We start from the raw sequence: 23,615 nt of genomic DNA on the forward strand, positions 1-23,615 counted from the left end.
ATTTCTGGCTATTAATTCCGTTATGTGCGTAGGGTGTTTTTTTGGAGACATCATGCCGAAATACATTTCAATGCTGCTGGTTGCGACAATGACCGTCTCCCCAGTCGCCGCTTTGGCGGAACCGCTGGAAACCCTTCAACTAAAAGACGACCTAAATATTAGCGGTCAAGCGCTTGGCTTTGGTCGCCTCTACAAGATCATCCCGAGTGCGGCGAGAACGGTAACGTTTTCCGTCACGATCAATCCCTACTGCCACTATACCCTGCAAAAGGGGTCGCGTAGAGATTTCCAGTCCCGATCAGGGATTGAGCCGATCGAATTAACAGACATAGCGACGATCGGGGAACCCTATATCCTCTCCTTTTCCCAGACCCGTCTTGCCTGGCAAGCAGGGGACCCATGTAGTTTCTCATTCTCACTCAAATGATGATGGGGGTGTTCGGGTACTTAACCCTTTTGGGTAACCTTTTTTGGACTTTATACTAACTTTGCTGCACTGCACGATTTACGCGTAATTTGCAACTTGCTATGCTGACCGTGGGTTAAGGGTCATGGGTCGAAAATGCAACTTCCAACTACAATTGATGAACTGATCCGCGACATCGCCGCTGACGGCGGCAAGATCGAGGGCCTTGGGCTGGCTGACGATGAAACCGTGAAGCTGGCGCATGCCAAGGGGCTCGTTGATATCGATATCGGCAACACGTGGACGCTTGCCGATACCGTGTCTCTGACAGCGACCCAGCGCCTTGTCATGGGACTTCCGCCGATCATCAAGACGCCTTCCCCGCTCGCAATGACACTTCATGCTGTCGCGGCATTCGCTGCCAGGCTGCTTGGGAAAAGCCAGCCTCTCGCCTAGGCTGCGAACACGCCCTGATCTCTGACGTACTTGTAGCCGGCCCGCAGAGGATGCAGGCCACCGCCACTGGTCATTGGCGTATAGCGCACAGGGCATTTCCATTTGACGGAATTGCGGGCGGTGCTCACCACATGCGACACTTCGTAGAACCCATCGAGGTTCGGGATGCCGCCCGCACGCACAGCATTGTTTATGGTGATAATCTTCGGAGTTGCCATTGCATCCGGTGTCTGGTTCGCTTCGGTCGCAAAGGCGTCGGTTGACGCGGCCACTGGCGTCGTCGGCTAAGCAACCAAGCGGTTTCGCAGCTCGCCGAGAATACCCGAAAAAATACCCGTCTGGTCGCTCGATACCGCGTTGTCGATATTGCCGAGAATGCCGCGTACGACATCTTCCGGTACGAGATCGGCATTCGCGGCGGTATAGGTCGGTTGCACGGCGGCCGTTGGCGCGCGCTCCACGTCGCGGATTGCGTTTGTCGCCGCTTCCGAAGCGCGAGGACCGATAACGGAAGGGTTCGGCGACTGCGGTGCAATGAGGTCCAACAGGTGGTCGACGGCATTGTCGACTTGCGCCGGCCGCTCGGCGAAGAATGGCGCCGTGAGTGCGCGGCCTGCGTTCGAACCTTCGACCAGGCGCTGAACGTTGGGCAATGCGGTTCCGCCATGGGAAGCTTGCTCGATGGCCTCCGGACCTGTCAGCCGAATGCCGGTGCTGTTGTTCTGCAGCTGCGTCGCGCGGTCCCAATCGATCAGGTTTGGATCGCCGATCGCGCTGCGCAGCACGCGTTCCGGAGCACGGGCAGCACTTGCCACCGTGGAGGTTCCGGTCAAAATGCCGCAACCCCCTTTTGGCGCTGCACTTGCGGGAACAATTGCAGGTGGTGAAGGTTAAGCAGACGCTGGGCGACCTTTACGGATCAAGATCATGACGTCTTCGACTACGCGCTCCTATCCCTCAATCGTGGCGCCACCCCTGCGCTCGGTCCCCTTGCATTTTACTGCCGCCTGCCTTGTCGGCGCGCTGCTGACCGACATCACCTATTGGCGAACGGCGGAGATGATGTGGAGCAATTTCTCCGCCTGGCTTCTAGCCTTCGGGTTGTTGCTTGGCGGATTGGCCGCCATTGCGATATTGATCGACATCTTCATCGGACGGCTGACGCTGCGCAGCGGGGTGGGCTGGCTTTACCTCATCGGCAATGTCGCGGCCTTCGTGATATCGCTCTTCAACGCCTTCATTCATAGCCGCGATGCCTGGACATCTGTTGTGCCGACAGGACTGATACTGTCGATCGTCACAACTGTGCTGATCGTGATCAATGCCTGGCTCGGCTCGACCGTTCTGCGCCAGCGTATCGGAGGGCTCGAATGATGACCCGCTCTCCTGCTTTTTTACACTCCAGCGCTTTGGCCTTAACCTTCCTGTGCAGCAGTGGCGCACTTCTCGTGGCATGCAGCGACAACGAGCCCGATCCGATGAGCGAAATCGGCCCCAATGCCAAGTTGCCGGAACAGTCGCAATATCTCGTTCCGCCGATGCATGTCGCCTCGGTCATTGGATGGAAGGAGGGCGAGACGCCGAAGGTTGCCGACGGACTGCAGATCAAGGCGCTGGCAACGGGGCTGAAACATCCGCGCTCGGTTTATGTGCTGGCGAACGGTGACGTCTTGGCGGTCGAATCCATCGCGCCGCCGGCCGCATCGATCAAGCGGCCCAAAGATCTTGTTATGGGCTGGATTGAATCCATGGCGACTTCTGGCGGCGGCTCCAGTCACGAAGGCAGCAATCGCATCACGTTACTGCGGGATGCCGATGGAGACGGCGTTGCCGAGGTCAAGGAAACCTTCCTGGACCATCTCAATTCGCCCTTCGGTGTGGCCCTTGTCGGCAATGATCTTTATGTCGCCGATACCGATGCCATCAGGCGCTATTCCTATCAGCCCGGCGAGACGAAGATCGCAGAGCCCGGCACCGTGCTGACCGAGCTCCCCGGCGGGCCGATCGACCATCACTGGACGAAGAGCCTTGTCGCCAGCGAAGACGGCAACAAGCTCTATGCTGGCGTCGGTTCGAACAGCAACATCACGGAAAATGGCATTGAGGCGGAAAAGAACCGGGCCGCCATATTGGAAGTTGACCGGCAGACCGGCAGCTTCAGGATCTTTGCCGATGGCCTGCGCAATCCCAATGGTCTCAGCTGGGAGCCGCAGACCCATGCACTCTGGACGGTTGTCAACGAAAGGGACGAGCTTGGTCCGAATCTTGTTCCCGACTATATGACCTCCGTCAAGGAGGGCGGCTTCTATGGCTGGCCATACAGCTATTTCGGCCAGAATATCGATCCGCGCGTCATGCCGCAAAGGCCGGATCTCGTAGCAAAAGCACTCGTCCCTGATTATTCGCTGAGTTCGCATGTCGCGCCGCTCGGCATGGCCTTTTACACGGGCGACAACCTGCCGGCGCAATACAAGGGCGGCGCTTTCGTCGGCGAACACGGAAGCTGGAACCGCCATGAGTTCAATGGCTACAAGGTTGTCTTCGTGCCCTTCCAGAACGGCCAGCCGAACGGCAATCCACAGGATGTCGTTACAGGCTTCCTTCAGGGCGACGACCAGACGCATGGCCGGCCGGTCGGATTGGCTGTCGACAAGTCCGGAGGACTGCTGATTGCCGATGACGTTGGCAATACGGTTTGGCGCGTCACGGCGGCGAAGTAGACCCACGCCCCGTCATCCCATCGCAAGGCTCCTGCTGTCGAAAGCAGCAACGTTATGACGGCATTTTTGTATCAGAGGTCGTTGATCGTCGCCTTCTCCCTGCTTCGGGAGCGAAAGGTCGCGTCGAGGGATTGTTTCATCCGGGATCGCGAGGTGGTGCGTGCGAGCTCTTTCATCAACACGGCAAAGGGACTTGCCGCATTGCGCAGACATCTGCGGGGTTGGATGTCAGTTGTGTCAAATTTAAATGCTGGCGAATAGACCGCCAGCTATGGTCCCGCGACATGTATTGTCATGCATGTCATGTCAGGGGGCGCGAATTTGGCAGTAACCACCAGCTATTCACCGGTTAGCCCGCTTCTTGAGGGACGGAATCACTCCAGCCATTCGTTGGAGAAGGCAAGGCTCGCCACCGAGATCGGCCGTTCTTCGGACCGCACCGTCAGTGATATGATCGTCCTTTCTCCGGCCGGCAACTCATCGCGTGCAATATCGACAAGGATTCGGGCCATTTCTCTCAACACGTCGGCCCGCGACGCCAGTTCCATTCCCTCGTTGTCCCTGATCGGGCCGTCACCATTGTGAAGGTCGAAAAAGTATCGGGCCATCTGCTCACCCCATTGAAATATTTCATCATGAAGTGCCGGCCACTGAAATTGTTCCCTTTATCTGCGCTGTCGGAATGCCATCTGTCTTCAACCATCCCCTCGAACTGGGAAAGCTTCTCGTGATCGAGCCGCTTCTTCTCAATCTGGAGAGTCATGATGTGCTTTCCACAGCCGAGATCGAGCTGCTACGCTCGATTGTCGGCCGGGAAAGATCTGTGGCCGCTGGTGAAGATCTCGTATCCGAGGGAAGCAGGCCCAATCATTCGACACTGCTGCTGGATGGATTTGCTGCCCGCTACAAGCTTCTGGAGGATGGAACCCGGCAAATCACCGCCTTGCAGGTTGCCGGCGATTTCGCCGATCTGCATGCCTTCCCGTTGAAGGTGGTGGACCACGGTATTCTGGCGATCTCCAACTGTCGCATCGCCTCGGTCGATCATCAGGAACTGAAGGCGATCACGGAAACCAATCCGCATCTGACGCGCCTGTTGTGGCTTGATACGCTGGTGGACGGGGCGGTGCACCGCGAATGGATCGTTGCCATGGGGCGCCGCTCGAAGAAGGCGCATATTGCCCATCTCATCTGTGAGCTTTACATGCGGCTTCGCACCGTGCGCCGGACGAACGGGCCGAGCTTCCAGCTGCCGCTGACGCAGAACGCCATGGCAGACGTTCTCGGCGTTTCTCTGGTTCACTTGAACAAGACGCTGCAGTCGCTCAGGAAAGAAAAGGCCTTTACCTGGGAGGGGAGGGTGGTCAACATTCTCGATTGGGACAAGCTGCAGAAGATTGCCGGCTTCGACGCTGGGTATCTGTCGCTGTCGATTGAAGCGCGGTAGAAATATCTGTGCCAAAAACCTGTCCGCTCCAACGTGGGAACACATCATGATCAGCCGTCACATCAAGCCTCGCGACGAAGCACTGACGTCGGTTGACCTCGCCAAATGCCAGAATGTGCTGGATGTGTTGAAGGCCGAGTTCGGGCTTGCCGATGACGATGAGGAGGTGAGCCGTTCGGCGGCGATCATCATCGAACTCTACCGTCAGGGCGTGCATGACGAAGAGCAATTGAAGACTCTGGTCTTTGCCACTCGCGGCAAGATCTGAGCCCAGCGCGTCTTCAATGTGGATGGATCGATCTGGTTTGCCGTCCGCCCAAATCCTACCTTTATCGCGCGCCATCAGCGCTGATGTTGCGATTGAAGGTCGCAGGCGCTGCTGTTAACCCGCCCGCATCAGGAGGTCCTATGAGAAGTTTGATTGTAGCAGCCGCTGTTTTGCTCCCCACGGCAGCCTTTGCCGTCGAGGCTGTGGAGGTCAATGCCCGCGACCATTCCTGCCGCGAGCTTGCGCAGATTATCCAGCAGAAAAAGGCAGTCTTTATTCGCATGGGCATAGGTGGCAGAAGCTTCCGATACCCGCCTGTGCAGTGCCGGTTAGGCGACAAATATAGTGTGGCCAGATTGCGGGCCGCCAACGGGGAGATGTGCGTGCTCGACTACGAGTGCGTTTACGACCCGCAATCCTTCTACAACCGTTTTCCTAAATAATGCTTCTTATCGCTCCGCCGCGGCGGCATAGACGACCTGAAGCTCCCTCTGCACTGCATCCATGAAGAGAGAGGCCTGTCGCGACAGTTCAGTATCGCTGCAGCCCTGTTCTCTCAAATTGGCCGCCAACCCGGCCATCTCCGACCGCCAGAAGCGGTTGGCCGCCTCGCCGTGAAGGTTCTGGAGGGCCTCGGCGCAGCGCCTTATCTCAGCTGTGCGGCGGTCGGCGGGAAACTGCAGAAGCGGCATGCTATCTCCGTCATTGCTGGGCGAATCGCCAAGTGTCCCGCAGAATGGCTAGGAGTTCTTCACAAGTGGTGAAGCTGGTCGTAGAGATATGGCTCCTCATATGTGGCCTTTCGCTCAAGGGCAGCCGACATCACCGAAAATTGACAGGATGCTCTCTGGCAGCGGTCGCCGCCACGCCAAGCTATGTTAGAGTTCTCAGGATAACGCAGTGATGGGAAGTGATGATGCTGACAACACTTGCGATACTCGCGAGCCTGTCCGGCGGCGCCGCCACGATCGCGCAATCGAGCCAAAATGAAGTCGACGCCGAATTGGTGCTGGCCGTCGATACGTCCCGCTCCATGGATTACGAAGAAGTCCGCATTCAGCGCGAGGGTTATGTCGAGGCGCTGCGGCACAAGGAGTTCCTCGACGCCGTGAAAGGAGGGCTGACCGGGCGGATCGCCATCAGCTATTTCGAATGGGCCGGCTATGTCGTACCAGGCTCCGTCCTCGACTGGCAGGTGATCGAAACGGAAAAGGATGCGCTGGATTTCGCCGACAAGCTGGACGCGAGGCCGATCGCCACCCAGCGCCGCACATCCATATCTGCAGCGATCGTTCAGGGCGTCGCGATGCTTGCCGCCAGCCCCTATAAAAGCAATCGGGAAGTGATCGATATTTCCGGAGATGGTCCCAACAATTCCGGGGATCCCGTCACGCCCGCCCGCGATGTGGCTTTGGGGGCAGGCATCGTCATCAATGGCCTTGCCATCATGCTGCGACCATCCGATGTGCCCGAGGGGCTCGACAAATATTACGGTGACTGCGTGATCGGCGGCCCCGGCTCCTTCGTTTTACCTGTCCATAAGATCGAGGATTTTGCCGTTGCTGTTCGCCGGAAGCTGGTCTGGGAAATCAGTGGCCTCGAACCGCCGGCACAGATCCGCAAAATTGCGATGAACCAGCCGACAACGGACTGCCTTGTTGGCGAGAAGCTTTGGCAGAATTTCTTCGACCGCTAGCCTCCCACCCCAGAGACTATCGAGACGCCTGCAGGTCTGCAGTCTGATGCAACCGTGGCAAAACTTCCCGTGCGATGATCTCAAGATCGCTGAGAGCCTTGCGCCCATTGACGAGCAGGTTGAAAGCAACGTGGTGAACGCCGAGATTGCGGAGGGCGGCGAGAGCTTGGAGCAATCCCTCTGGTCCGGTTCGATATCCGAGATTGATCTCGTCGATATGGTCTGATGGTGTATCCAGGAGATCGAGGGCCATGGCCTGACCCAGGCCCCGGAATTCGGTGTTCGTGCGCTGTGCCGCCCCATGCCAGAGGGCTATCCGGTCCTTCTGGACGCCAAGGGGCCGATGATAGGTCATCCAGGCGCCGGCGTTCCTGGCGATCCATTCGAGTGATTGCGAGGACGAACCCACGGCGACCAGTGGAATGCGACGCCCGCTGCGCGGACGGATCTCGAACTGGTCCTCACCTGTCTGCGAGCCGACATGGCCGTCAAGCGCATTGGCGAGTGCAGCCCAGTGGGACCGAAACAATTCGCGCCGGTCGTCGACATTGCGGTCGAAGGCCGCGAACTCCGACGGACGGTCGCCGGAACCAAGGCCGAGAACGAACCTGCCCGATGATAGGATGTCCATCGACAGGGCCGCTTTGGCAACATGAAGCGGATGGCGCAAGGGTAGAACGATTGCGCCGGTCGCCAATGCGATCGACTGGGTGGATGCGGCGAGCGCACCAAGGAGCACCCATGGATCGGAATGCCCGACGGGATCCGGATAGGTCGGACTGTTCAAGGGGACGTCTCGAACCCAGATTGCCGAGAAGCCGAGCTCATCGGCGCGGCGCGCAAGCTCCAGCTGAAGGCCGAAGTCGATGTCGTGCCGCTCTCGCTCCTGCATGGGGAGAACGACACCGATCGTCAGCCATGAATTTTTAAAGAGCATCAGTCATTTCCAGCGCTGCCCGCCTGCACTTGGGTCATCCGGGCAGGCTTTACAATAGGATGAGACACTGCTGCTACCAGAGGGCGACCGGTGCCCTCGCGAGAAACTGTTCGAGGGCGGAAGCGACCGCGGGGGCGAAGGCCACCATCTCCTCATGTGCGGCGAAGACGAGCAGCCCCAGCAGCGAAATCACCGATCCGACTTCCAGCGCAGAGATTGGTTTGGCCGCGTCCATTGGAAGGCTCGTGGGTAGAGCGACGATGGGTGGCCGGATCGCATTCTGTCTGTTGTCGTTTGCGGGGTGGAACAGACGGACAGGACGAGGGTGAGCGAGACGGAATTTACTGCATATTCCAGGATAGGTTTCGCAGACTGAACTAGACATCGAATGTGCCCCTGATCGGCTTCGGAGGATTTAAGGGGTCACGTGGGGCTTCGCCAGGCCTCCTGCAACTATACTCTCGGATAGGAAGCTGCCTCAGAAGAAGCCAACAGCCTGCCTAGTCATGCGATTTATGCATGGGTGAACTGTAGTCTGAACGCTACTCATTCTCGCAGCCCCATATTATATATTTCTCATCAAAGCGAACGAAGCGCCGCTACCTGGCAGCTGTCGCTGGACCCACGGAAAGGGGATTAAAATGAGCATCGCACGCACTTTCAATAACTGGCGCAAGTATCGTCAAACCGTTACTGAGCTTGGCCGTATGTCGAGCCGTGAGCTCAACGACCTCGGTATTGCACGTGGCGACATCCGTGACGTTGCACGTGCAGCTATCGGTCGCTAATTCCAGTTCTTAATGAATGCCTAACGCGCTCGCCTGACGAAGGGGAGCGCGTTTTTCGTTTCGCTTAAGCCTTTCGTTTAACGCATAGCGCATGGCAGGTTTGCAAAACTATGCCTGGAAGACCGGCAGCGATCGACCTACATGCCAGTTCAACAAAGTGATGAAACTCCTCCCTCGTCGCTTTGTCCGAGACGTGGCTTACCTCCTCCCAAGCCAGCGTCTACGTGGTGGCTCCTCCTTCGGCCGCCACGCGTCATAAAAGGCGTCTGCTGGATCTCTCCTCCCCCGGCAGGCGCCTTGTTTTTTAGGCAATAGCCTCAGGCACCAGTCGTCCCGACAAGCTGATTTTCAAGGTTCCGCGATCACCACCAAGGATTGATGGGCACGCTGTGTCTGCATTGTATAAACATGATAATTGAACTCATGTTATTTTTGGCTTAGAAGCAGGTATGAAAGCTCGCGATCGCCCACAGATGGCCATCAGGGCAATGGCTGCAGCGGGGTGTTTCCCGTACTTCTGACAGGCACGACGTCATTCGTGTCGAGCAAGGATGGATCCCTACGTTGAGTTTCTGGCATTCCATGGTTTGGCACACTGAAGGCATTCGGGTCACGGCGCCGGCCAAATGGCGTCAGTTCGACGGGCTCGTCAGCGTCTTCTGGGAAGCCGAAAGTCAATCCGGGGCGAGGGGCTATTATCTCTCAGACGATCCGCGCATCATGATTTTCTTCAGCGATGTCTCGTCGCAGATCCGCATGTCGAACCGGGATGGCGATTTTCCGCAGCATTACAGGCCTATGACGCGAGCGGTCTATGTTCCGCCTGGCATGCCGATGTGGACGACGAGCGGCAGCACGCATCGCTTCTCGCACCTCAATCTGCATATGCACAAAGACCGGCTACTGCGATACCTCGCGCCTTCGGTCGGTAATTCCGCGGCGATGACGGCATTGCGCAACCCGGTCGAAGTGCAGGATACCGGAGCCATCGAAACGCTTGGCCGGCTTGTCGTCGACGAGGTCGCCAGCCCGTCGAAACACGAGATCTATGGTGAAAGCCTCGTCGGCAGTATCGTCAGCGGTCTGCTGGATATTCCTCTGCAGGCAGCCGAACAGCCGAACGGGCGGCTGACACAGGCGCAGATGAACAGGCTGATCGCCCGCGTCGACGGGCCGAGCGACTGCCGTCTGACCGTAGCCGAAATGGCAGAGACGGTCGGCCTGTCGGAAAGCTGGTTTTCCAATGTCTTTAAGCACACGACCGGCAAGACGCCGCTGCAATGGCAGCTCGGCAAACGTATCGACCATGCCAAACGGCTGCTCACCGAAAGCGAGCTTGCCGTTGCCGATATCGCCGCCCAGCTCGGTTTTTCCGATCAGGCGCATCTGACCAAGGTCTTCCGCCAGATCGCCGGCGACACACCCGCTGCCTGGCGGCGGATGCAGCAGCTCCGCTAAAACTCAAAAAACAATCCCGCCCGCAAGGATGCGGACGGGATCGGCCGATTACCAGGTCTGGCGCAACGTCGCATAGATCGCGCGGCCCGGATTGTAGAAATCCGCGCCAAAGCCGCCATAGGCGACATGCTTCTCATCAAAGAGGTTGCTGACATTCACATCGAAGGATGTGTGTTCCTGGATCTTGTAGCTGAAGGCGGCATCGAAGGCGATGTTGCTGCCCGTCGACTGGGTGTTTGCGTCGTTGAAGTAGTAGGAGCCGGTATAACGCGCGCCGAGGCCGAAGTTCATGTCGCCGCGGAAGCCGTTGCCGGGGATGCCGTAATTGACCCAGAGCGAGGCGGTTTGATTGGGCACGAAGGACATTTCGTTGCCCTCGTTGCCCAGCGTGCCATTCTCGACGATATCCGAGACCATGTAGGAATAGGCGGCTGTCAGGCTGATATTGTCGGTGACTTCAGCCTTGGCCTCGAGATCGATACCGCGCACGCGAACCTCGCCAATCGTCTCCTGGAAGCCGGTCGCCGGATTTGTGCGAGTGATGTTGTTCTTGGTCAGGTCATAGACTGCCAGACTGAAGAGGGCAGGGAATTCGTCGGGCCTGTATTTGACGCCGACTTCCCATTGTTCGCCGCGCTCGGGATCAAGCGTCAGCGAGGCTGGCAGGACCGATTCCGCGTAGCTGACATAGGTCGCCACCTGATCCGTGATCTTGTAGCTCAACGCGGCGCGCTTGGTGAACTCGCTGAGATCGGCGTCAGTCGTCGAGCCCGCCATGTTGTTCTGCTGCTGAAGGTCGAGCCAGTCGTTGCGCAGGCCGACTGAGGCGGTCAGCTTGTCGAAGAAGGTCAGGTCCTGCTGCAAGTAGAGGCCCATGGTCTTCTGGTCATTTGTCAGGCTCTGGTAAAGCGGAACCGAAGCCGGTGCGCCGGTATAGACGGGGTTTGTCCAGTCGATGCCGGGCGCGCCGCCGAAATAGCCGTCATTGTCGGATCGCAGATTGTTGTACTGCAGGCCGACGAGGCTGCGGCTGTCGATGTCCTCGAAACTCGTCTCATATTGCAGGCGGGTATCGATGATGAAGTTCTCTGCCGCCTGGTCATTGGCGAAGAAGGCGCGGTCGGCGATGGTCGAACCGTTCGTCGGCGTTGCCGAGATATAGGCATAGCCGAAGTTGCTCTTGGTATTGCTGTAGCGCGCATTCGAGCTGAAGGTCAGGCCCGAGCCGAAGTCATGATCGAACATGACGCTGAGCGTGTTTCTGTTGACGTCGCGGTAATTAAAGTCAGGCTCGCCGAAGAAACGGCTTCTGGCAAAATCCGAGCCGACCGGATGGCCGCCGCTGCCGGGAACGCCGTTCTTGTCCAGATGGTCATAGACCACAGTCAGGTTGGTGTCGGCGCTCGGGCGCCAGGTCAGGCCGCCCATGAAGAAGTTCTCGTCGTCCTGCGAGTAGTCATATTCCTCGTCGGCGCGCTTCACTTTGCCGGTGATGCGATAGGAAAAGGTATCGTCCTCGGTGATGTTGTCGCCGAAATCGACGCCGGTTTCACGATGATCGAACGAGCCGCCTGTCACATAGGCCTCGCCGAAGCCGTCGCTCTTCGGCCGCTTGGTCACGAAGTTGACCGCGCCGCCGGGATCGGAAACACCGAAGGTGGTGGAATTGGCGCCCTTCAGCACTTCGACACGCTCGAAGGCGAAGGGCTCTTCACGGATACCGCCGAAGGGGTCACCGAGCGTCAGGCCGTCGCGATAGGTATAGGCATCGAAGCCACGGATCTTGAAATAGTCGAAGCGGTCGTCCGAGCCATAGAAGTCGGTCGTGACGCCGGATGTATATTGCAGAACCTGTTCGGTATCCTGGGCGCCGCGCTCCTGGATTTCCTTTGACGTAATGACGGAGACGGAGGCCGGCGTATCGAGAAGATCGGTCGCCATGCCATTGGCGCTGATGGTCTTGGTCGCGACGATCGATTTCGAGTCATTGTCGGTATCAAGGCCGCTGCCCTGAATGACGATCGGCGCGAGAGTGGTGACCGTATTGGAATTCCCGCTGTCCTGACCGAGCACCGCGCCAGGTGCAAGGGCGACAAGCGCGGTGCAACCGAGAAGGACCGCATTCCGGTAGCGGAGGAGGGTCTGTCGCGAGTGAGCGCCTGTTCTTTCGATGTCCATGTTCACGTTCCAGAAGTTGGTGTCGCCGTTGCGGCCCTTCGACAGGGGTGCCGAATGGAATGCCGGTTTGGGGGCGGTCTGAACGGCATGTCGGCGGTCGGTGCGAACGAGAGATTTACCCACGGACCGGCAGTCGGAATGGTTGGTTCGATGTCCCCTGCGACTGCTACTAACTTGAGCGCGATTGTCCAGTATTGTAAATTTCCCGGGTTTTGTAGGATCCTACGGAAATCTCAGCGCTGTAGCCCCGAAGCGCCGCCACGACCGTTGACGCAGCTAGATTAACCTGAAAGTGGAGGTCAACTTAAAACTGGCGGAGTTTGCACAATGCTGCGCTTTTTGCTTCTGGCCGCAAAACTGGCGGTAACCTGTGTCTGGCTGATTGCCGCTACGTCCGGCAGCGTTTGGGCTGACGCGAGCACGGTCTATCCCGTTACCATCAAGCATGCCTTTGGCACGACGGTCATTAACAAGACGCCGGAGCGGGTGGCGACGGTCGCCTGGGCCAATCATGAAGTGCCGCTGGCGCTCGGCATCGTGCCTGTCGGTTTTGCGGCTGCCAATTTCGGCGATGACAACGGTGACGGACTGCTGCCCTGGGTGGCCGACAAGCTCAAGGAGTTGCATGCCGAAAAGCCTGTCTTTTTCGACGAAGGCGATGGTATCGATTTCGAAGCGGTCGCCGCCACCCGGCCGGATGTGATTCTGGCCGCCTATTCCGGTCTCAGCCAGTCGGACTACGATACGCTGAGCCAGATTGCGCCGGTCGTTGCCTATCCGGAGGCGCCCTGGTCGACCGACTGGCGCGAGATGATTCGCCTCGACAGTGCCGGGCTCGGCATGGCCGCAGAAGGCGAAGCATTGATCAAGAAGATCGAGGGCGAAATATCAGAGACCGTCGCCGGCCATCCCGAACTGGAGGGTAAATCGGCGATGTTCATCACCCATCTCAACGCGACCGATCTCAGCACCGTCAATTTCTACACGACCAACGATACGCGCGTGAAATTCTTCGCCGATCTCGGGCTGAAGTCTCCAAAGAGCGTCGTCGAAGCCTCGGTTCCGGGGAAATTCGCAGGCTCGATCAGCGCCGAACGCATCGATTCCTTCGATGATGTCGATATCGTCGTCACCTACGGAAACCAGCAACTGCTCGAAGCGCTGGAGGAAAATCCGCTTATGGCCAGAATGCCGGCTGTTTCAAAGGGCGCGCTGGTGACGCTCGGCCGCAACCCGGTCGGCACCGCCGCCAACCCGACGCCGCTGTCGATCTCCTGGGTCCTCAAGGATTACGTGGCACTGCTCGCAGACGCCGCCAGAAAGTCTCTCAGCAAGCCCCAATGATCGTACGCAGTCCAAAATCATCGTCCCGGTCGCCCATATCCGCCCGGTCGAACCGGATCCGCAGCCTTTGGCTTCTCGGGCTCGCCGATCCCGGCATTCTCGGCGTCAATATGGGCGCATCGCTCGCAGTCGTCGTTGCTGTCGCCTGGTTCGATATCTCCTCGAACGAAGCCTATATCTGGACGGCGATCCTCGGGGCCGGATGTTCGGCGGTCTTCGTCTATACGATCGGTTCGCTCGGACGCGGCGGTGCAACGCCTCTGAAGCTGGCGCTGGCCGGTGCGGCAACGTCAGTTGCCTTCGCCTCCATGGTCATTGCCGTCGTGCTGCCTCGCAACGATATCGCCGGCGGCATCCGATCCTGGCAGATCGGCGGCGTCGGTGGGGCGACCTTCGAACGCATCCTGCCCGTTCTGCCGTTTATCGCGGCCGGCTTCCTCATCAGCCTCCTGTCGGCGCGCAAGCTGAATTCTCTGGCGCTCGGCGATGAGCTGGCAGCCGGCCTCGGCGAGCGCGTGGCGCTATCGCGCGGCATTGCAGCGCTCGGTGCCATCCTGCTTTGCGGGGCGACGACCGCGGTCTGCGGGCCGATCGGCTTTCTCGGCCTCGTCGTGCCGCATCTCTGCCGTCTGCTGGTTGGCGTAGATCACCGCTGGCTCCTGCCTTTTTCCGCAATCGGCGGTGCTTGCCTGCTTGTAGCAGCCGATGTCGTCGGGCGCATTGTTGCAAGACCCGCAGAGCTCGATGTCGGCATCGTGACGGCACTCATCGGCGCGCCCTTCTTCATCGCCATCGTCCGACGCCAGCGAGTGCGAGAGCTATGACCGTGCTTGTCTCCTCCCTCGATCGCATCGTTAACAACCGTCGCCGCAGGGCGCGCCGGCATTTGCTCGTGGTCGCCTTACTGCTCTGCCTTGTTGTGGCGATCTTTGCGCTCACTCTGTCGCTTGGGCAATCCTTCACGCCCCCCGTAGACGTGATCCGCGTGCTGCTGGGCGAAAACGTGCCGGGCACAGCCTTCACTGTTGGTCAGCTCAGGCTGCCGCGAGCAGCGCTTTCGGCGCTTGCGGGCCTGAGCTTCGGGCTCGGCGGCGTTGCCTTCCAGATCATGCTGCGCAATCCGCTTGCGAGCCCCGATATTATCGGCATCAGCTCGGGTGCGAGCGCGGCTGCCGTCTTCGCCATCGTCGTGCTGTCGCTGAAGGGGCCAGTGGTTTCCGTCCTGGCCGTCGTCGCCGGTCTCGGAGTGGCGCTGATGGTCTACGGACTGTCATCTCGCAACGGCGTGGCGGGCACACGGCTCATCCTTGTCGGCATCGGCGTATCCGCCATGCTGGAAAGTGTCATAGCCTATATCCTGTCGCAAGCGCCGGCCTGGAGCCTGCAGGAGGCGATCCGCTGGCTGACGGGCAGTGTCAACGGAGCCCAGCTTGGCCAGGCGACCCCACTGCTTCTGGCGCTTGGCATCTTCGGCGGGCTGCTTCTCAGCCGCGCACGCGACCTGGAGGCCTTGCGGCTCGGAGATGAGACCGCGGCCGCCCTCGGCGTCGGCGTGTCGCGCACCCGCATCATGATCATCGTTGCTGCCGTCGGCATGATCGCCTCGGCAACGGCGGTGACAGGCCCGATCGCTTTCGTCGCCTTCCTGTCTGGACCGATCGCCGCCCGCATCGTCGGAAACAATGGTTCCATCCTCATTCCAGCAGCACTTGTCGGTGCCGTGCTGGTGCTGGCTGGCGACTATGCCGGGCAGTTCCTGCTGCCGAGCCGGTATCCGGTCGGTGTCGTCACCGGTGCCCTCGGCGCCCCCTACCTGATTTTCCTGATCGTGCGCGTCAACCGGATCGGAGGCTCGCTATGACCATCCATACGCTTACTGCCACCGGGCTTTCCGCAGGCTATGGCGAAGACGAGATCCTGCACGGGCTCGATCTCGCCGTGCCGCCCGGCAAGATTTCCGTCATCGTCGGGGCGAATGCCTGTGGCAAGTCCACGCTGCTGCGCGTCATGTCGCGGCTGCTTTTTCCGCGCCAGGGACAGGTGTTGCTCGATGGCAAGTCGATCCACCGCACGCCGCCGCGCGAACTTGCGCGTACGCTGGGCCTGCTGCCGCAATCGCCCATCGCACCCGAGGGCATCACGGTCGCCGATCTCGTCAGCCGCGGGCGCCATCCGCACCAGAGCCTGTTTTCCCGCTGGACCCGCGCCGATGACGAGGCCGTCGATGGTGCGCTTAACGCCACCAAGACCTCGGATCTTGCGGAGCGGCCGGTGGACGAACTCTCGGGCGGGCAGCGCCAGCGCGTGTGGATCGCCATGGCGTTGGCGCAGCAGACGGAAATCCTGCTGCTCGACGAGCCGACCACCTTTCTCGACATCAGCCATCAGGTCGAAGTGCTGGACCTGTTGACTGATCTCAACCATGCGCGCGGCACCACCGTCGTCATGGTGCTGCACGACCTCAATCTCGCGGCACGTTATGCCGACCATCTCGTCGCTATGACGGATGGTTGCGTCCATGTTTGCGGCCCGCCGCAGGAGGTGCTGACGGAAGACAATGTGCGGCAGGTCTTCGGCCTCGAAAGCCGCATCATCACCGATCCAACATCTGGCCGACCCATTATGCTGCCGATCGGTCGTCACCGGATGGCAGCAGGCGAGAGTGAACTGCAACAGGCATTCGATAGGGAGGACAGATGACCACAGCTCATGAATTCAAGCTCTCGGGCGTCGCGCTTCCAAGGGATGCCGCGGCCATGCTCGGCGAAATCTGCGAGCACTTCGTCGAACACGCCGAGGTACAGCGCAGGGACGACCTCGCGCTTCTGAAGAGCAAAGCGGGCACTGCCGAAATCCGCATTCAGGACCGCAAGCTGCTGATCGAACTTTCCTGCCCCTCGGAACAGGCGTTGCAGATGAGCCGCACGATGCTTGCCGAGCATCTCTTCTACTTCGCCGGCGAAGATCCGTTTGAACTCACCTGGTCTGATCCCGCAGCGCTTGCCGTGTTGCCGAATATCCATGAGGTGACCGTCGTTTCGGCCGAGGATGTCACTCCGCATATGCGCCGGGTGAAATTTGCCTGTGACGACGTCACGCCGTTTATCGGCGGTGACATGCATGTGCGCCTGCTCGTGCCGCCGAAGGGCAGAACCCCGGTCTGGCCGGGCCTGCGCGCCGACGGCCGCGTTGCCTGGCCCGAAGGCGAGGACGAACTCTTGGTGCGCGTTTATACGATCCGCACCGTCGATATCGAAATGCGTGAACTCTGGATCGACTTCCTGCAGCATCCCGCATCAGGCATCAAAACGCCCGGCGCCGATTTCGCCCGCGATGCCGCGCCCGGCCAGCAGGTAGCTCTGCTCGGTCCCGGCGGCGGCAATCTTCCGGTGGCACAGTTCATCCTCCTTGCCGGCGACGAAAGCGCGCTCCCCGCCATTGCACGCATCGCGGAGGAGGTACCTGCCAGTACACGGCTGCAGGCAATCATCGAGGTTGCCGACGAGACGGAGGAGCAGACCCTGTCATCTGCCGGTTCACTCAATGTGCGCTGGCTGCACCGAAGGCACTATGCCGATGGCGCCAGGAGCGTTCTGCTGGAAGAAGCCAAACAGGCGGTTGCCGCCACGGAAGGTGAAAGCTTCGTGTGGTTTGCCTGCGAGAAGGAGGATGTGCGCGCGATGCGGACTTTCCTGAAGGCGCGTCGGCATGACAGGAAGAGCATGTACGTCGCGTGGTACTGGGAACGGGAAGCCGACTAGGTTGGGAATGCATCCTTTGACGACTGCCGCGAGGGACGGCCGGGCGCTATCGGATCGCTTGCCGGAAATGTCTCTTCGAGCGACTCCTCAAGAAAGTCGTCCTGTTCCTGCCCGGCGTTTTCGGTGTCTGCAGGCTTGCTGGTGGGTTCAGCAGTTTTGATCATCTCAATCCTCTTGATGTCATGCCTCCCGAACCTAGCAGCCCTGATGGTGCTCCGTCACTAAACTGTGGGATAGGTCGAGGCGCAATGGCTTGGGATCAGCGATTCCGGAAGACCGTACAGGCAACGCCGGCACCGCGGATCGTACTGCAAAGCTTGGTCGCTTCGGCGCGGGTCTCGCGCCCAATTCGGGCAGCATAGCGCGGGCGATAGCCGAAGTTCCCGCCTCTCTGGCGCACGATCACCGCGCGTTCCGCATTCAGCGGTTCGGGAAGCTTCGCCACCGATACCGTGAAGAGCCGGTCCGCGACGGACGGATTGTAATGAGCGGCTAGCTGTACACCCCATGGTGCCCAGTCGGCCGATCCGGTCAGGACGGGCTCGTTCATCTGCCGCGTCTCCGCGAGTGCCACGCATGCCTCTCGGAACGGCATGCCATCCCGCAGGTCCGGAGCGGCGGTTTCCGGAGGCTTGTCCCGCCAGGTCTCGACGGACTGGCCGGTGATCGCGAACACATAGTCGCGGGTCTCGATCGGCAGGCGGCCGGAGGAGAGAAACCGGCTGAGACCGGATTCACCGGCATTGTAGGCAGCCGCAGCAAGTCCGAGATTGCCGAAACGAAGCCTGAGTTCGTCGAGATAGCTGGAAGAGGCTTTGAGCGCCTGGACGACATCGAAGCTGTTTTCCAGCGCTCGCAGCCGGGCGGTGCCGGGCATGAATTGCGCAATACCCTCCGCGCCCTTCGGGCTGACCGCTTCCGGGCGGAACAGGCTTTCACGCCAGATCAGGCGGGCAAAGAAGGCAGGCGGAATGTTACGGATTGCTGCGAAACGGTCCATGATCGCGCATAGATCGGTATTGAAATGATCTTTTCGAATGCAGAGTGTTTGTCCGTCACCAGCGTCACCCTGGTATAGGCAAGCGGCTTCCGGAGCGGCCGGCTCGGCAACGCTGGCCCCGGGCGACATGATAGCCCATGCGGCTGAAATTAGCGCGGTAGCCGTCGAGCCTACGTGACATCTCATCATCACCAAACCTTGCCTGACGATATCGTCGCGGTTTTCAGGCAAGACGGCAAGCTTTCTTCGTCAGTCCCGCGGCTTGGCCACGGGCGACGCGCTTCAGTGCACAACCGTCAAGATCGCTATGCCGGCTTCGGCTGCCGCACGGCGAATGGCGTCCTGCAGTTCGCCGACATCGATCTGCCCGGTGATCGCATCGGCGCAAGCCTTGACGGCCACGACATATTCCTCGCCGTCCTCGGACGGCCAGTCCGTTATCAAAACCTCGGCTGCGTCTCTCAACGTCCTAAGGACTCTGTATTTTTCCCGGCCACCCAGCATCAGCACAAGAGGGGGAAAGCGCTCGTATGTGTTCCATTCCATTACACTTGGTCTCCCCAACGTAACGATATTGGCAACGTTGCAAGAACCATACCGATCGGGTGTGAAAACCATGCATCGACAACTTCAAGGTTGCGGGTCGAATTCGGTGTTTGGGCAACTTCACAAAATGGAGATAAAAACTCAAGTTTTGATTGCGTCTTGTTCCAGCCTTCGTTAAGGAAGTATCGTCATTGGCCCGATACGCTCCGGCCACGTAAGCGTTAACGTCACTCAACGCGTATGATCGAACGGCTTTGCGGCTTCGATCTGCGCGACTTTGTCCTGCGGATCGTTTCCCGAAGCCCCGGAAGGACATGATGGATAACAAGCAATCCACCAATCACCAGTACGCCGCGCCCGTGATCGAGCGGGTACGCCATGAATTGCGACGTCGTCTGCTGACGGTAGAGAGCGTCACCGATATCACGCCCGGCATGCGGCGTGTCGTGCTGAAGGGTGAAGATCTCGCCGATTTCGCAAGCCTGGCACCCGACGACCATATCAAGATCATCGTGCCCGGTGCCGATGGCGTCGAGGAACGTCGGGACTACACGCCACGTCGCTATGACAACGCTGCCCGCAGCCTGAGTATCGACTTCGCCTTGCATGAGGCCGGTCCCGTTACGCAATGGGCGATCGACGCCAGGCCCGGTACCCCACTCGAAATCGGCGGCCCGCGTGGTTCGGCCGTTGTCGCCGGCACGGTGAAGAGATGGCTTCTGATCGGTGATGAGACGGCGCTACCCGCCATCGGCCGGCGAATTGAGGAGAGCGGGGCCGGCACGACCATTACGACAATCGCTGCAGTCGCCGCTCCCGAAGAAGAGCAATCCTTCGAGACATCCGCGGCTCTAACGACGCGCTGGGTTTACCGTCCTCTCTCCGATGCGACGAATGCCGAACCGCTGATCGCTGCTTTGGCAGGGATCGACATCGTTGCCCAGACATTCGTCTGGATTGCGGCTGAGGCGTCGGTGGTGCGGGCAATCCGCGCCTATCTCACCGATGATCGCGGATATCCGCTAAGCTGGATCAAGGCGTCGGGCTACTGGGTCAAGGGCAAGGCCGATACGGCCGAGAAGTTCGGATAGCAGAGAGGTTATGGTGTTCAAGAGCTTCTGCTTATAGCTCCTGGAGTGGCTCCGCTGAGGAAGGGCCGCCCAGCTTCGTCCCCACCGTGTTCCCATCGCCGCCTGTAGGCGGCGAAGCCGTCCGGCAAGTCGCAACTCACACGCGTTTTTGCCTGTGCGGCGGAACATCGGGCGGATGGCCGTGTTTTCTGAGCAAAGGAGATAGGCCATGGGCACAAACGACACCAACGCCAAAGCAGAACAGCGCCGTCCGAAGGACGTCGGACCGATTGCAGAAGCGCCGAATCGAGCGGACAGGGGATCGATCGCCCCGCCGACGGTCCAACCGGCGGGCGCAAAGGATGAACGTGAGCGACCGATCGTAGATCCGGTAACCGGGGTCGCTCTCTGAGAAGGCATGCCGGCGACAGTACGGCGATTGGAGGCAAGGCGATGGCCAGGGACAGGGAAGAAGCAATTCGTCAACGCGCTTACGAGATCTGGGAGCAGGAAGGCCGCCCGGAAGGCAATGCATTTCGCCATTGGCTGCAGGCATCAGATGAGTTCAGCGAAGATGACGAACATGAGACATTGCAGGAGTTGATCGACGAGGATGATCGCGACGATGCCGCTCTGCTGCAAGGTGCAGGTGAGAGCGGCGATATTCACTCTCGTCGCTAGTCGCGTATAGGTAGATTATTTCTCCGTTCGTTCGAGAAGAATTCGCGCCTCCTCGAAACGGCGCTTGCGGTCGCCATCGTCTTCATTCGACGAATAACAGGTATTCGACACGCAGAACCGTGCCAAATGATGCGGCCTGTCGGCCTTGTCGAATTCGCATTCAAACGTATCCGTCATGTCGCCCGGAGCGGTTCCTGTCCGGGTGGAGTAGGTCATCCGCACCCCCGGTGGCTTGAGTTCCGGAAAGGACTGTACGGAGCCGATCGAAAGCTGTTCCGTCATGAAGAAACCTTTGGCGACTGCCTGGCAGGTCGCCTCGAGATCGGGGGATTGCGCGAAAGCTGCTGCCGGAAACAGGATAATGCCGAATAATACTAGACGTTTACGCAAGGGCGTCTCCTTCTGATCTCGTTCAGAATGAGGTAGAGCCAATACGGCAAAAACAAGTGGGGCACCTCAGGCGGCGCCAGAAAAATCTTCCGACAGCAGGCCCAGCAATTCGTCGCGATCCCTTACGCCGAATTCGAACCAGTCGACAAGCGCTTTCGCCCTTGTCATTCCCAAGTCGCTGTCACGCCGGCAACGAGCGGCTGAGCACCATTCCTGATGAATGCCGTCGAGAAAGTTCATCACTTCCGACGTCAGCACTTCCTTCGGCCAAACCGTTCGCGTCATCGCCTTGCTCCCTCGTGCAGCCCCACATTAGATGACCTATGGTTGAGGGCAATGGCGAGAATGCAACACCGTTGGATTTGTTGTCATTCGTTGCGGCGCCGTTGCGCGACAGAAAAGCGGCAGGCGCTCAGGCCTGCCGCTTGTTGTCACGTAGCTTCTGGGAGAGGCAATCAGCCCTCCAGCCACTTCACCTGTTCGGGCGTCAGCTTGATGTCCAATGCCGAGAGGCTGTCTTCCAGCTCGGCGATCGTGCGCGGCCCGATCAGCGGGATAACCGGGAAGGGCTGGGCAATGACATAGGCTAGCGCGATGTGAATCGGATGCCGGCCGAGCTGCTTGGCAAGTTCGATTGCCCGGTCGCGCCGTTCGAAATTGCGATCCGAATACCAGCAGCGTACGATTTCCTCGTCGTCGCGCTTGTCGCGCCCGGCCCGTTCGGTGAAGAAGCCGCGGCCCTGGCTCGACCAGGCGAAGTTCGGGATCTGCTTCTCGTTCAGCCACGTCTTCCACTTATCGTCGGAGGCGGCAACGCAGCCGGCCCAGATCGGATCGAGCATTTCGGCAAGCGAGAAGTTGTTGGAAAGCACGGCAGGGGCTACCTTGCCGTTCTTCTTCGCATAGGCGATCGCCTCGTCGAAACGCTCGCGCGTCCAGTTCGAGCCGCCGAAGATGCCGCGGATTCGGCCGCGCTTGACCTCGGCATCCATGGCATCGACGAACTCGCCGACCGGCACGTCGGTGTTGTCGCGATGCATGAAGTAGATATCGACATAGTCGGTCTTCAGGCGATTGAGCGACTGGTCGAGCTGTTTGCTGATGATGTCGGGATAGCAGAGCGGTGAGTGCGCGCCCTTGCCGATCAGGACGATCTCCTCACGCGGAACCTGGCGGCTGGTATGCCAGTCGCCAAAAATGCTTTCCGTCTTGCCGCCGCCATAGACGAAGGCCGTGTCGAAGACATTGCCGCCGGCTTCGTAGAAGGTATCGAGCGTCAGCGAGGCGGCGGCGAAATTCGGGAAGAATTCGAATCCGAGGGTGACGACGGAGGCTGGTTTGACAATGCCTGGAATCTGGCGCTGGGGAATGGAATTGCCCTGCCGGACGGCACCCCCGGCGATATTCGACGTCCGCTTGGCGGCTTTCTCGACGGCATATTCGAGGCCGACAGAGGCGCGCCACTGGTCGAGCACCTTGAGGTTGTTGATCGAATCCGCCCAGCTCATGCCCGGCGCGCGGAATTCCTTCTCGCCGGCGCGGATGGCATCGCCGGCCGCATCGGCCTCGAAGGAATAGAGCCAGCGATCTTCCTTGATCTCGATTGTTTCCTGCTCGGCATTCTTGAAAATCTCGATCTTGCCGACGCCCCCCTTGTGACCGGACGCAAACCAGAAATCCCTGACCTCGATGCGGCCCTGCGAACCGATGATACGCAGCACGTTGTCCTGCTGCGCCATGATCGAGCATGAGACTTCGGCGATGATCTCGTTCGGGAATTTGAGTACGGCGGAGGCCCACTCATCGACGCCGGACTGGCCGAGATGGGCGACACCCGAAACCTTTTCCGGATCGAGGAAGGGTTTGCCGGCCGCAGCACCCGCGATCAACCGGGCCATGGAAACGGGATAACCGCCAACGTCGAGGATGCCGCCGCCAGCCGTCTCATTAGCAAACAAGCGATGTTCCGGCTTGTAGGTGCCCATGCTGAAGCCGAACGAGGAGCGGATGATGCGGATTTCGCCGATCGTGCCGCTCTTGACGAGCTCAACCAGCTTCTCGGTCTGCGGATGCACGCGGTACATGAAGGCTTCGCCGGCAAAGACGCCCGCCTTCTTCGCCTCGTAATAGATCGCCTCGGCATCATAGGCCGAGAGCGCGATGGGCTTTTCGACCAGCACATGCTTGCCGGCACGGATTGCCTTGATAGCCCATTCGGCATGGCCGGTGTGGGGCGTGGCGATATAGATCGCATCGACTTCCTTGTCGACCAACAGCGCCTCATAGCCGTTGACGATACGCGCACCCGGAAAACCCTCGGCAAGGCCCGGTTTGTTGGGGTTGCGGGTCGCAATCGCCACGAGCTTGCCGGTGCGCGAATGCGCGACGCCATCGGCAAAGGTGCGGGCGATGGTGCCGGGGCCAATGATGCCCCAGCGGATCGGTTTATCTGAAGTCATGACTATCCTC

General features: G+C 59.6%; 29 protein-coding genes and 1 pseudogene. 18 read left to right on the forward strand and 12 right to left on the reverse strand.

The window, feature by feature from the left end:
* The first annotated feature begins 52 nt into the window (after nt 1–52).
* Entirely contained in the window at nt 53–427 is a 375-nt protein-coding gene (locus AC1DUP_RS30900) for a hypothetical protein (protein ID WP_477836592.1), read from the forward strand.
* Between the two features lie 135 nt (nt 428–562).
* Complete coding sequence (locus AC1DUP_RS30905; protein ID WP_477836594.1) at nt 563–862, forward strand: hypothetical protein; 300 nt, start codon at nt 563–565, stop codon at nt 860–862.
* On the opposite strand, the gene AC1DUP_RS30910 is transcribed toward AC1DUP_RS30905, so the two are convergent.
* Nucleotides 859–1,134 (reverse strand): hypothetical protein, encoded by a 276-nt coding sequence (locus AC1DUP_RS30910; RefSeq protein WP_477836596.1) that lies wholly within the window; start codon nt 1,132–1,134, stop codon nt 859–861. The two genes, AC1DUP_RS30905 and AC1DUP_RS30910, sit on opposite strands and share 4 nt — an antisense overlap.
* Nucleotides 1,135–1,146: 12 nt before the next feature.
* A complete protein-coding gene (locus AC1DUP_RS30915; protein ID WP_477836598.1) occupies nt 1,147–1,695 on the reverse strand; it encodes a hypothetical protein in 549 nt (182 codons plus the stop codon).
* A 94-nt stretch (nt 1,696–1,789) separates the two neighbouring features.
* Here AC1DUP_RS30915 and AC1DUP_RS30920 point away from each other — a divergent pair, with 94 nt between their 5' ends.
* Both AC1DUP_RS30920 and AC1DUP_RS30925 read left to right on the forward strand, forming a co-directional pair.
* The gene (locus tag AC1DUP_RS30920) at nt 1,790–2,236 is read left to right on the forward strand and encodes a DUF2231 domain-containing protein (RefSeq protein WP_477836600.1); all 447 of its coding nucleotides are present in this window, start codon (nt 1,790–1,792) and stop codon (nt 2,234–2,236) included.
* Entirely contained in the window at nt 2,236–3,582 is a 1,347-nt protein-coding gene (locus AC1DUP_RS30925; RefSeq protein WP_477836683.1) for a PQQ-dependent sugar dehydrogenase, read from the forward strand. The genes AC1DUP_RS30920 and AC1DUP_RS30925 overlap by 1 nt, the downstream gene beginning before the upstream one ends.
* A 374-nt stretch (nt 3,583–3,956) precedes the next feature.
* Here AC1DUP_RS30925 and AC1DUP_RS30930 read toward each other — a convergent pair whose 3' ends face one another.
* On the reverse strand, nt 3,957–4,190 hold the full coding sequence (locus AC1DUP_RS30930) for a DUF6894 family protein (protein WP_113309657.1): 234 nt from the start codon (nt 4,188–4,190) through the stop codon (nt 3,957–3,959).
* Nucleotides 4,191–4,309: 119 nt separating this feature from the next.
* Between AC1DUP_RS30930 and AC1DUP_RS30935 the strand changes: the two genes are divergently transcribed.
* From AC1DUP_RS30935 to AC1DUP_RS30945, 3 genes are all read left to right on the forward strand, one after another.
* Complete coding sequence (locus AC1DUP_RS30935) at nt 4,310–5,029, forward strand: Crp/Fnr family transcriptional regulator (protein WP_477836684.1); 720 nt, start codon at nt 4,310–4,312, stop codon at nt 5,027–5,029.
* A gap of 46 nt (nt 5,030–5,075) precedes the next feature.
* Nucleotides 5,076–5,297 (forward strand): hypothetical protein, encoded by a 222-nt coding sequence (locus tag AC1DUP_RS30940; RefSeq protein ID WP_477836602.1) that lies wholly within the window; start codon nt 5,076–5,078, stop codon nt 5,295–5,297.
* A gap of 140 nt (nt 5,298–5,437) precedes the next feature.
* Nucleotides 5,438–5,740, forward strand: a complete 303-nt coding sequence (locus AC1DUP_RS30945) for a hypothetical protein (protein ID WP_477836604.1) — start codon at nt 5,438–5,440, stop codon at nt 5,738–5,740.
* 6 nt (nt 5,741–5,746) lie between these two features.
* On the opposite strand, the gene AC1DUP_RS30950 is transcribed toward AC1DUP_RS30945, so the two are convergent.
* A complete protein-coding gene (locus AC1DUP_RS30950; RefSeq protein ID WP_113296384.1) occupies nt 5,747–5,989 on the reverse strand; it encodes a DUF6074 family protein in 243 nt (80 codons plus the stop codon).
* Between the two features lie 224 nt (nt 5,990–6,213).
* On the opposite strand from AC1DUP_RS30950, the gene AC1DUP_RS30955 reads away from it, so the two are divergent.
* Nucleotides 6,214–6,993 carry a DUF1194 domain-containing protein gene (locus AC1DUP_RS30955; RefSeq protein ID WP_113296385.1) on the forward strand — a complete coding sequence of 260 codons (780 nt, stop codon included), beginning with the start codon at nt 6,214–6,216 and terminating at the stop codon, nt 6,991–6,993.
* Nucleotides 6,994–7,009: 16 nt separating this feature from the next.
* Here the strand turns inward: AC1DUP_RS30955 and AC1DUP_RS30960 are convergent, their stop codons facing one another.
* Together AC1DUP_RS30960 and AC1DUP_RS30965 are read right to left on the reverse strand one after the other, a co-directional pair.
* Complete coding sequence (locus tag AC1DUP_RS30960; protein WP_477836607.1) at nt 7,010–7,930, reverse strand: TIGR03571 family LLM class oxidoreductase; 921 nt, start codon at nt 7,928–7,930, stop codon at nt 7,010–7,012.
* Between the two features lie 73 nt (nt 7,931–8,003).
* Entirely contained in the window at nt 8,004–8,165 is a 162-nt protein-coding gene (locus AC1DUP_RS30965) for a hypothetical protein (RefSeq protein ID WP_477836609.1), read from the reverse strand.
* 406 nt (nt 8,166–8,571) lie between these two features.
* On the opposite strand from AC1DUP_RS30965, the gene AC1DUP_RS30970 reads away from it, so the two are divergent.
* Nucleotides 8,572–8,718, forward strand: coding sequence for a DUF1127 domain-containing protein (locus tag AC1DUP_RS30970; protein ID WP_113296387.1), 147 nt, complete (start codon nt 8,572–8,574; stop codon nt 8,716–8,718).
* 564 nt (nt 8,719–9,282) lie between these two features.
* Nucleotides 9,283–10,176: a helix-turn-helix domain-containing protein gene (locus tag AC1DUP_RS30975; RefSeq protein WP_113508595.1), complete on the forward strand. Its 894-nt coding sequence runs from the start codon at nt 9,283–9,285 to the stop codon at nt 10,174–10,176.
* Between the two features lie 48 nt (nt 10,177–10,224).
* On the opposite strand, the gene AC1DUP_RS30980 is transcribed toward AC1DUP_RS30975, so the two are convergent.
* Nucleotides 10,225–12,354, reverse strand: a complete 2,130-nt coding sequence (locus AC1DUP_RS30980; protein ID WP_477836612.1) for a TonB-dependent siderophore receptor — start codon at nt 12,352–12,354, stop codon at nt 10,225–10,227.
* 327 nt (nt 12,355–12,681) lie between these two features.
* On the opposite strand from AC1DUP_RS30980, the gene AC1DUP_RS30985 reads away from it, so the two are divergent.
* The 5 genes from AC1DUP_RS30985 to AC1DUP_RS31005 are packed head-to-tail and all read left to right on the forward strand — an operon-like array spanning nt 12,682 to nt 17,459.
* Nucleotides 12,682–13,698 (forward strand): iron-siderophore ABC transporter substrate-binding protein, encoded by a 1,017-nt coding sequence (locus tag AC1DUP_RS30985; protein ID WP_477836614.1) that lies wholly within the window; start codon nt 12,682–12,684, stop codon nt 13,696–13,698.
* Nucleotides 13,629–14,522, forward strand: a complete 894-nt coding sequence (locus AC1DUP_RS30990) for a FecCD family ABC transporter permease (RefSeq protein ID WP_477836685.1) — start codon at nt 13,629–13,631, stop codon at nt 14,520–14,522. Before AC1DUP_RS30985 ends, AC1DUP_RS30990 begins: the two co-directional genes overlap by 70 nt.
* The gene (locus AC1DUP_RS30995) at nt 14,519–15,559 is read left to right on the forward strand and encodes a FecCD family ABC transporter permease (protein ID WP_477836615.1); all 1,041 of its coding nucleotides are present in this window, start codon (nt 14,519–14,521) and stop codon (nt 15,557–15,559) included. The genes AC1DUP_RS30990 and AC1DUP_RS30995 overlap by 4 nt, the downstream gene beginning before the upstream one ends.
* Nucleotides 15,556–16,398 carry an ABC transporter ATP-binding protein gene (locus tag AC1DUP_RS31000; protein WP_477836616.1) on the forward strand — a complete coding sequence of 281 codons (843 nt, stop codon included), beginning with the start codon at nt 15,556–15,558 and terminating at the stop codon, nt 16,396–16,398. Before AC1DUP_RS30995 ends, AC1DUP_RS31000 begins: the two co-directional genes overlap by 4 nt.
* Nucleotides 16,395–17,459 (forward strand): DUF2218 domain-containing protein, encoded by a 1,065-nt coding sequence (locus AC1DUP_RS31005; RefSeq protein ID WP_477836617.1) that lies wholly within the window; start codon nt 16,395–16,397, stop codon nt 17,457–17,459. The genes AC1DUP_RS31000 and AC1DUP_RS31005 overlap by 4 nt, the downstream gene beginning before the upstream one ends.
* A gap of 259 nt (nt 17,460–17,718) precedes the next feature.
* Here AC1DUP_RS31005 and AC1DUP_RS31010 read toward each other — a convergent pair whose 3' ends face one another.
* Nucleotides 17,719–18,648 (reverse strand): lytic transglycosylase domain-containing protein, encoded by a 930-nt coding sequence (locus AC1DUP_RS31010; RefSeq protein ID WP_113508602.1) that lies wholly within the window; start codon nt 18,646–18,648, stop codon nt 17,719–17,721.
* A 93-nt stretch (nt 18,649–18,741) separates the two neighbouring features.
* Entirely contained in the window at nt 18,742–19,005 is a 264-nt protein-coding gene (locus AC1DUP_RS31015; RefSeq protein WP_113296396.1) for a DUF982 domain-containing protein, read from the reverse strand.
* Nucleotides 19,006–19,322: 317 nt separating this feature from the next.
* On the opposite strand from AC1DUP_RS31015, the gene AC1DUP_RS31020 reads away from it, so the two are divergent.
* The 3 genes and pseudogenes from AC1DUP_RS31020 to AC1DUP_RS31030 all read left to right on the forward strand — a co-directional run.
* Entirely contained in the window at nt 19,323–20,096 is a 774-nt protein-coding gene (locus AC1DUP_RS31020; RefSeq protein ID WP_477836618.1) for a siderophore-interacting protein, read from the forward strand.
* Nucleotides 20,097–20,304: 208 nt separating this feature from the next.
* A complete protein-coding gene (locus AC1DUP_RS31025; RefSeq protein WP_477836619.1) occupies nt 20,305–20,487 on the forward strand; it encodes a hypothetical protein in 183 nt (60 codons plus the stop codon).
* Between the two features lie 41 nt (nt 20,488–20,528).
* Nucleotides 20,529–20,753: pseudogene (locus tag AC1DUP_RS31030) on the forward strand (DUF2934 domain-containing protein); the annotation flags it as partial.
* An 18-nt stretch (nt 20,754–20,771) separates the two neighbouring features.
* On the opposite strand, the gene AC1DUP_RS31035 reads toward AC1DUP_RS31030, so the two are convergent.
* The 3 genes from AC1DUP_RS31035 to AC1DUP_RS31045 all read right to left on the reverse strand — a co-directional run bounded on the left by AC1DUP_RS31035 (nt 20,772) and on the right by AC1DUP_RS31045 (nt 23,605).
* The gene (locus AC1DUP_RS31035; RefSeq protein ID WP_477836620.1) at nt 20,772–21,146 is read right to left on the reverse strand and encodes a hypothetical protein; all 375 of its coding nucleotides are present in this window, start codon (nt 21,144–21,146) and stop codon (nt 20,772–20,774) included.
* A gap of 66 nt (nt 21,147–21,212) precedes the next feature.
* Complete coding sequence (locus AC1DUP_RS31040) at nt 21,213–21,431, reverse strand: hypothetical protein (RefSeq protein WP_113296401.1); 219 nt, start codon at nt 21,429–21,431, stop codon at nt 21,213–21,215.
* Between the two features lie 170 nt (nt 21,432–21,601).
* Complete coding sequence (locus AC1DUP_RS31045; RefSeq protein ID WP_477836621.1) at nt 21,602–23,605, reverse strand: aldo/keto reductase; 2,004 nt, start codon at nt 23,603–23,605, stop codon at nt 21,602–21,604.
* Nucleotides 23,606–23,615 lie beyond the last annotated feature (10 nt).

It is taken from the genome of Rhizobium sp. 01L419 (assembly GCF_056400025.1).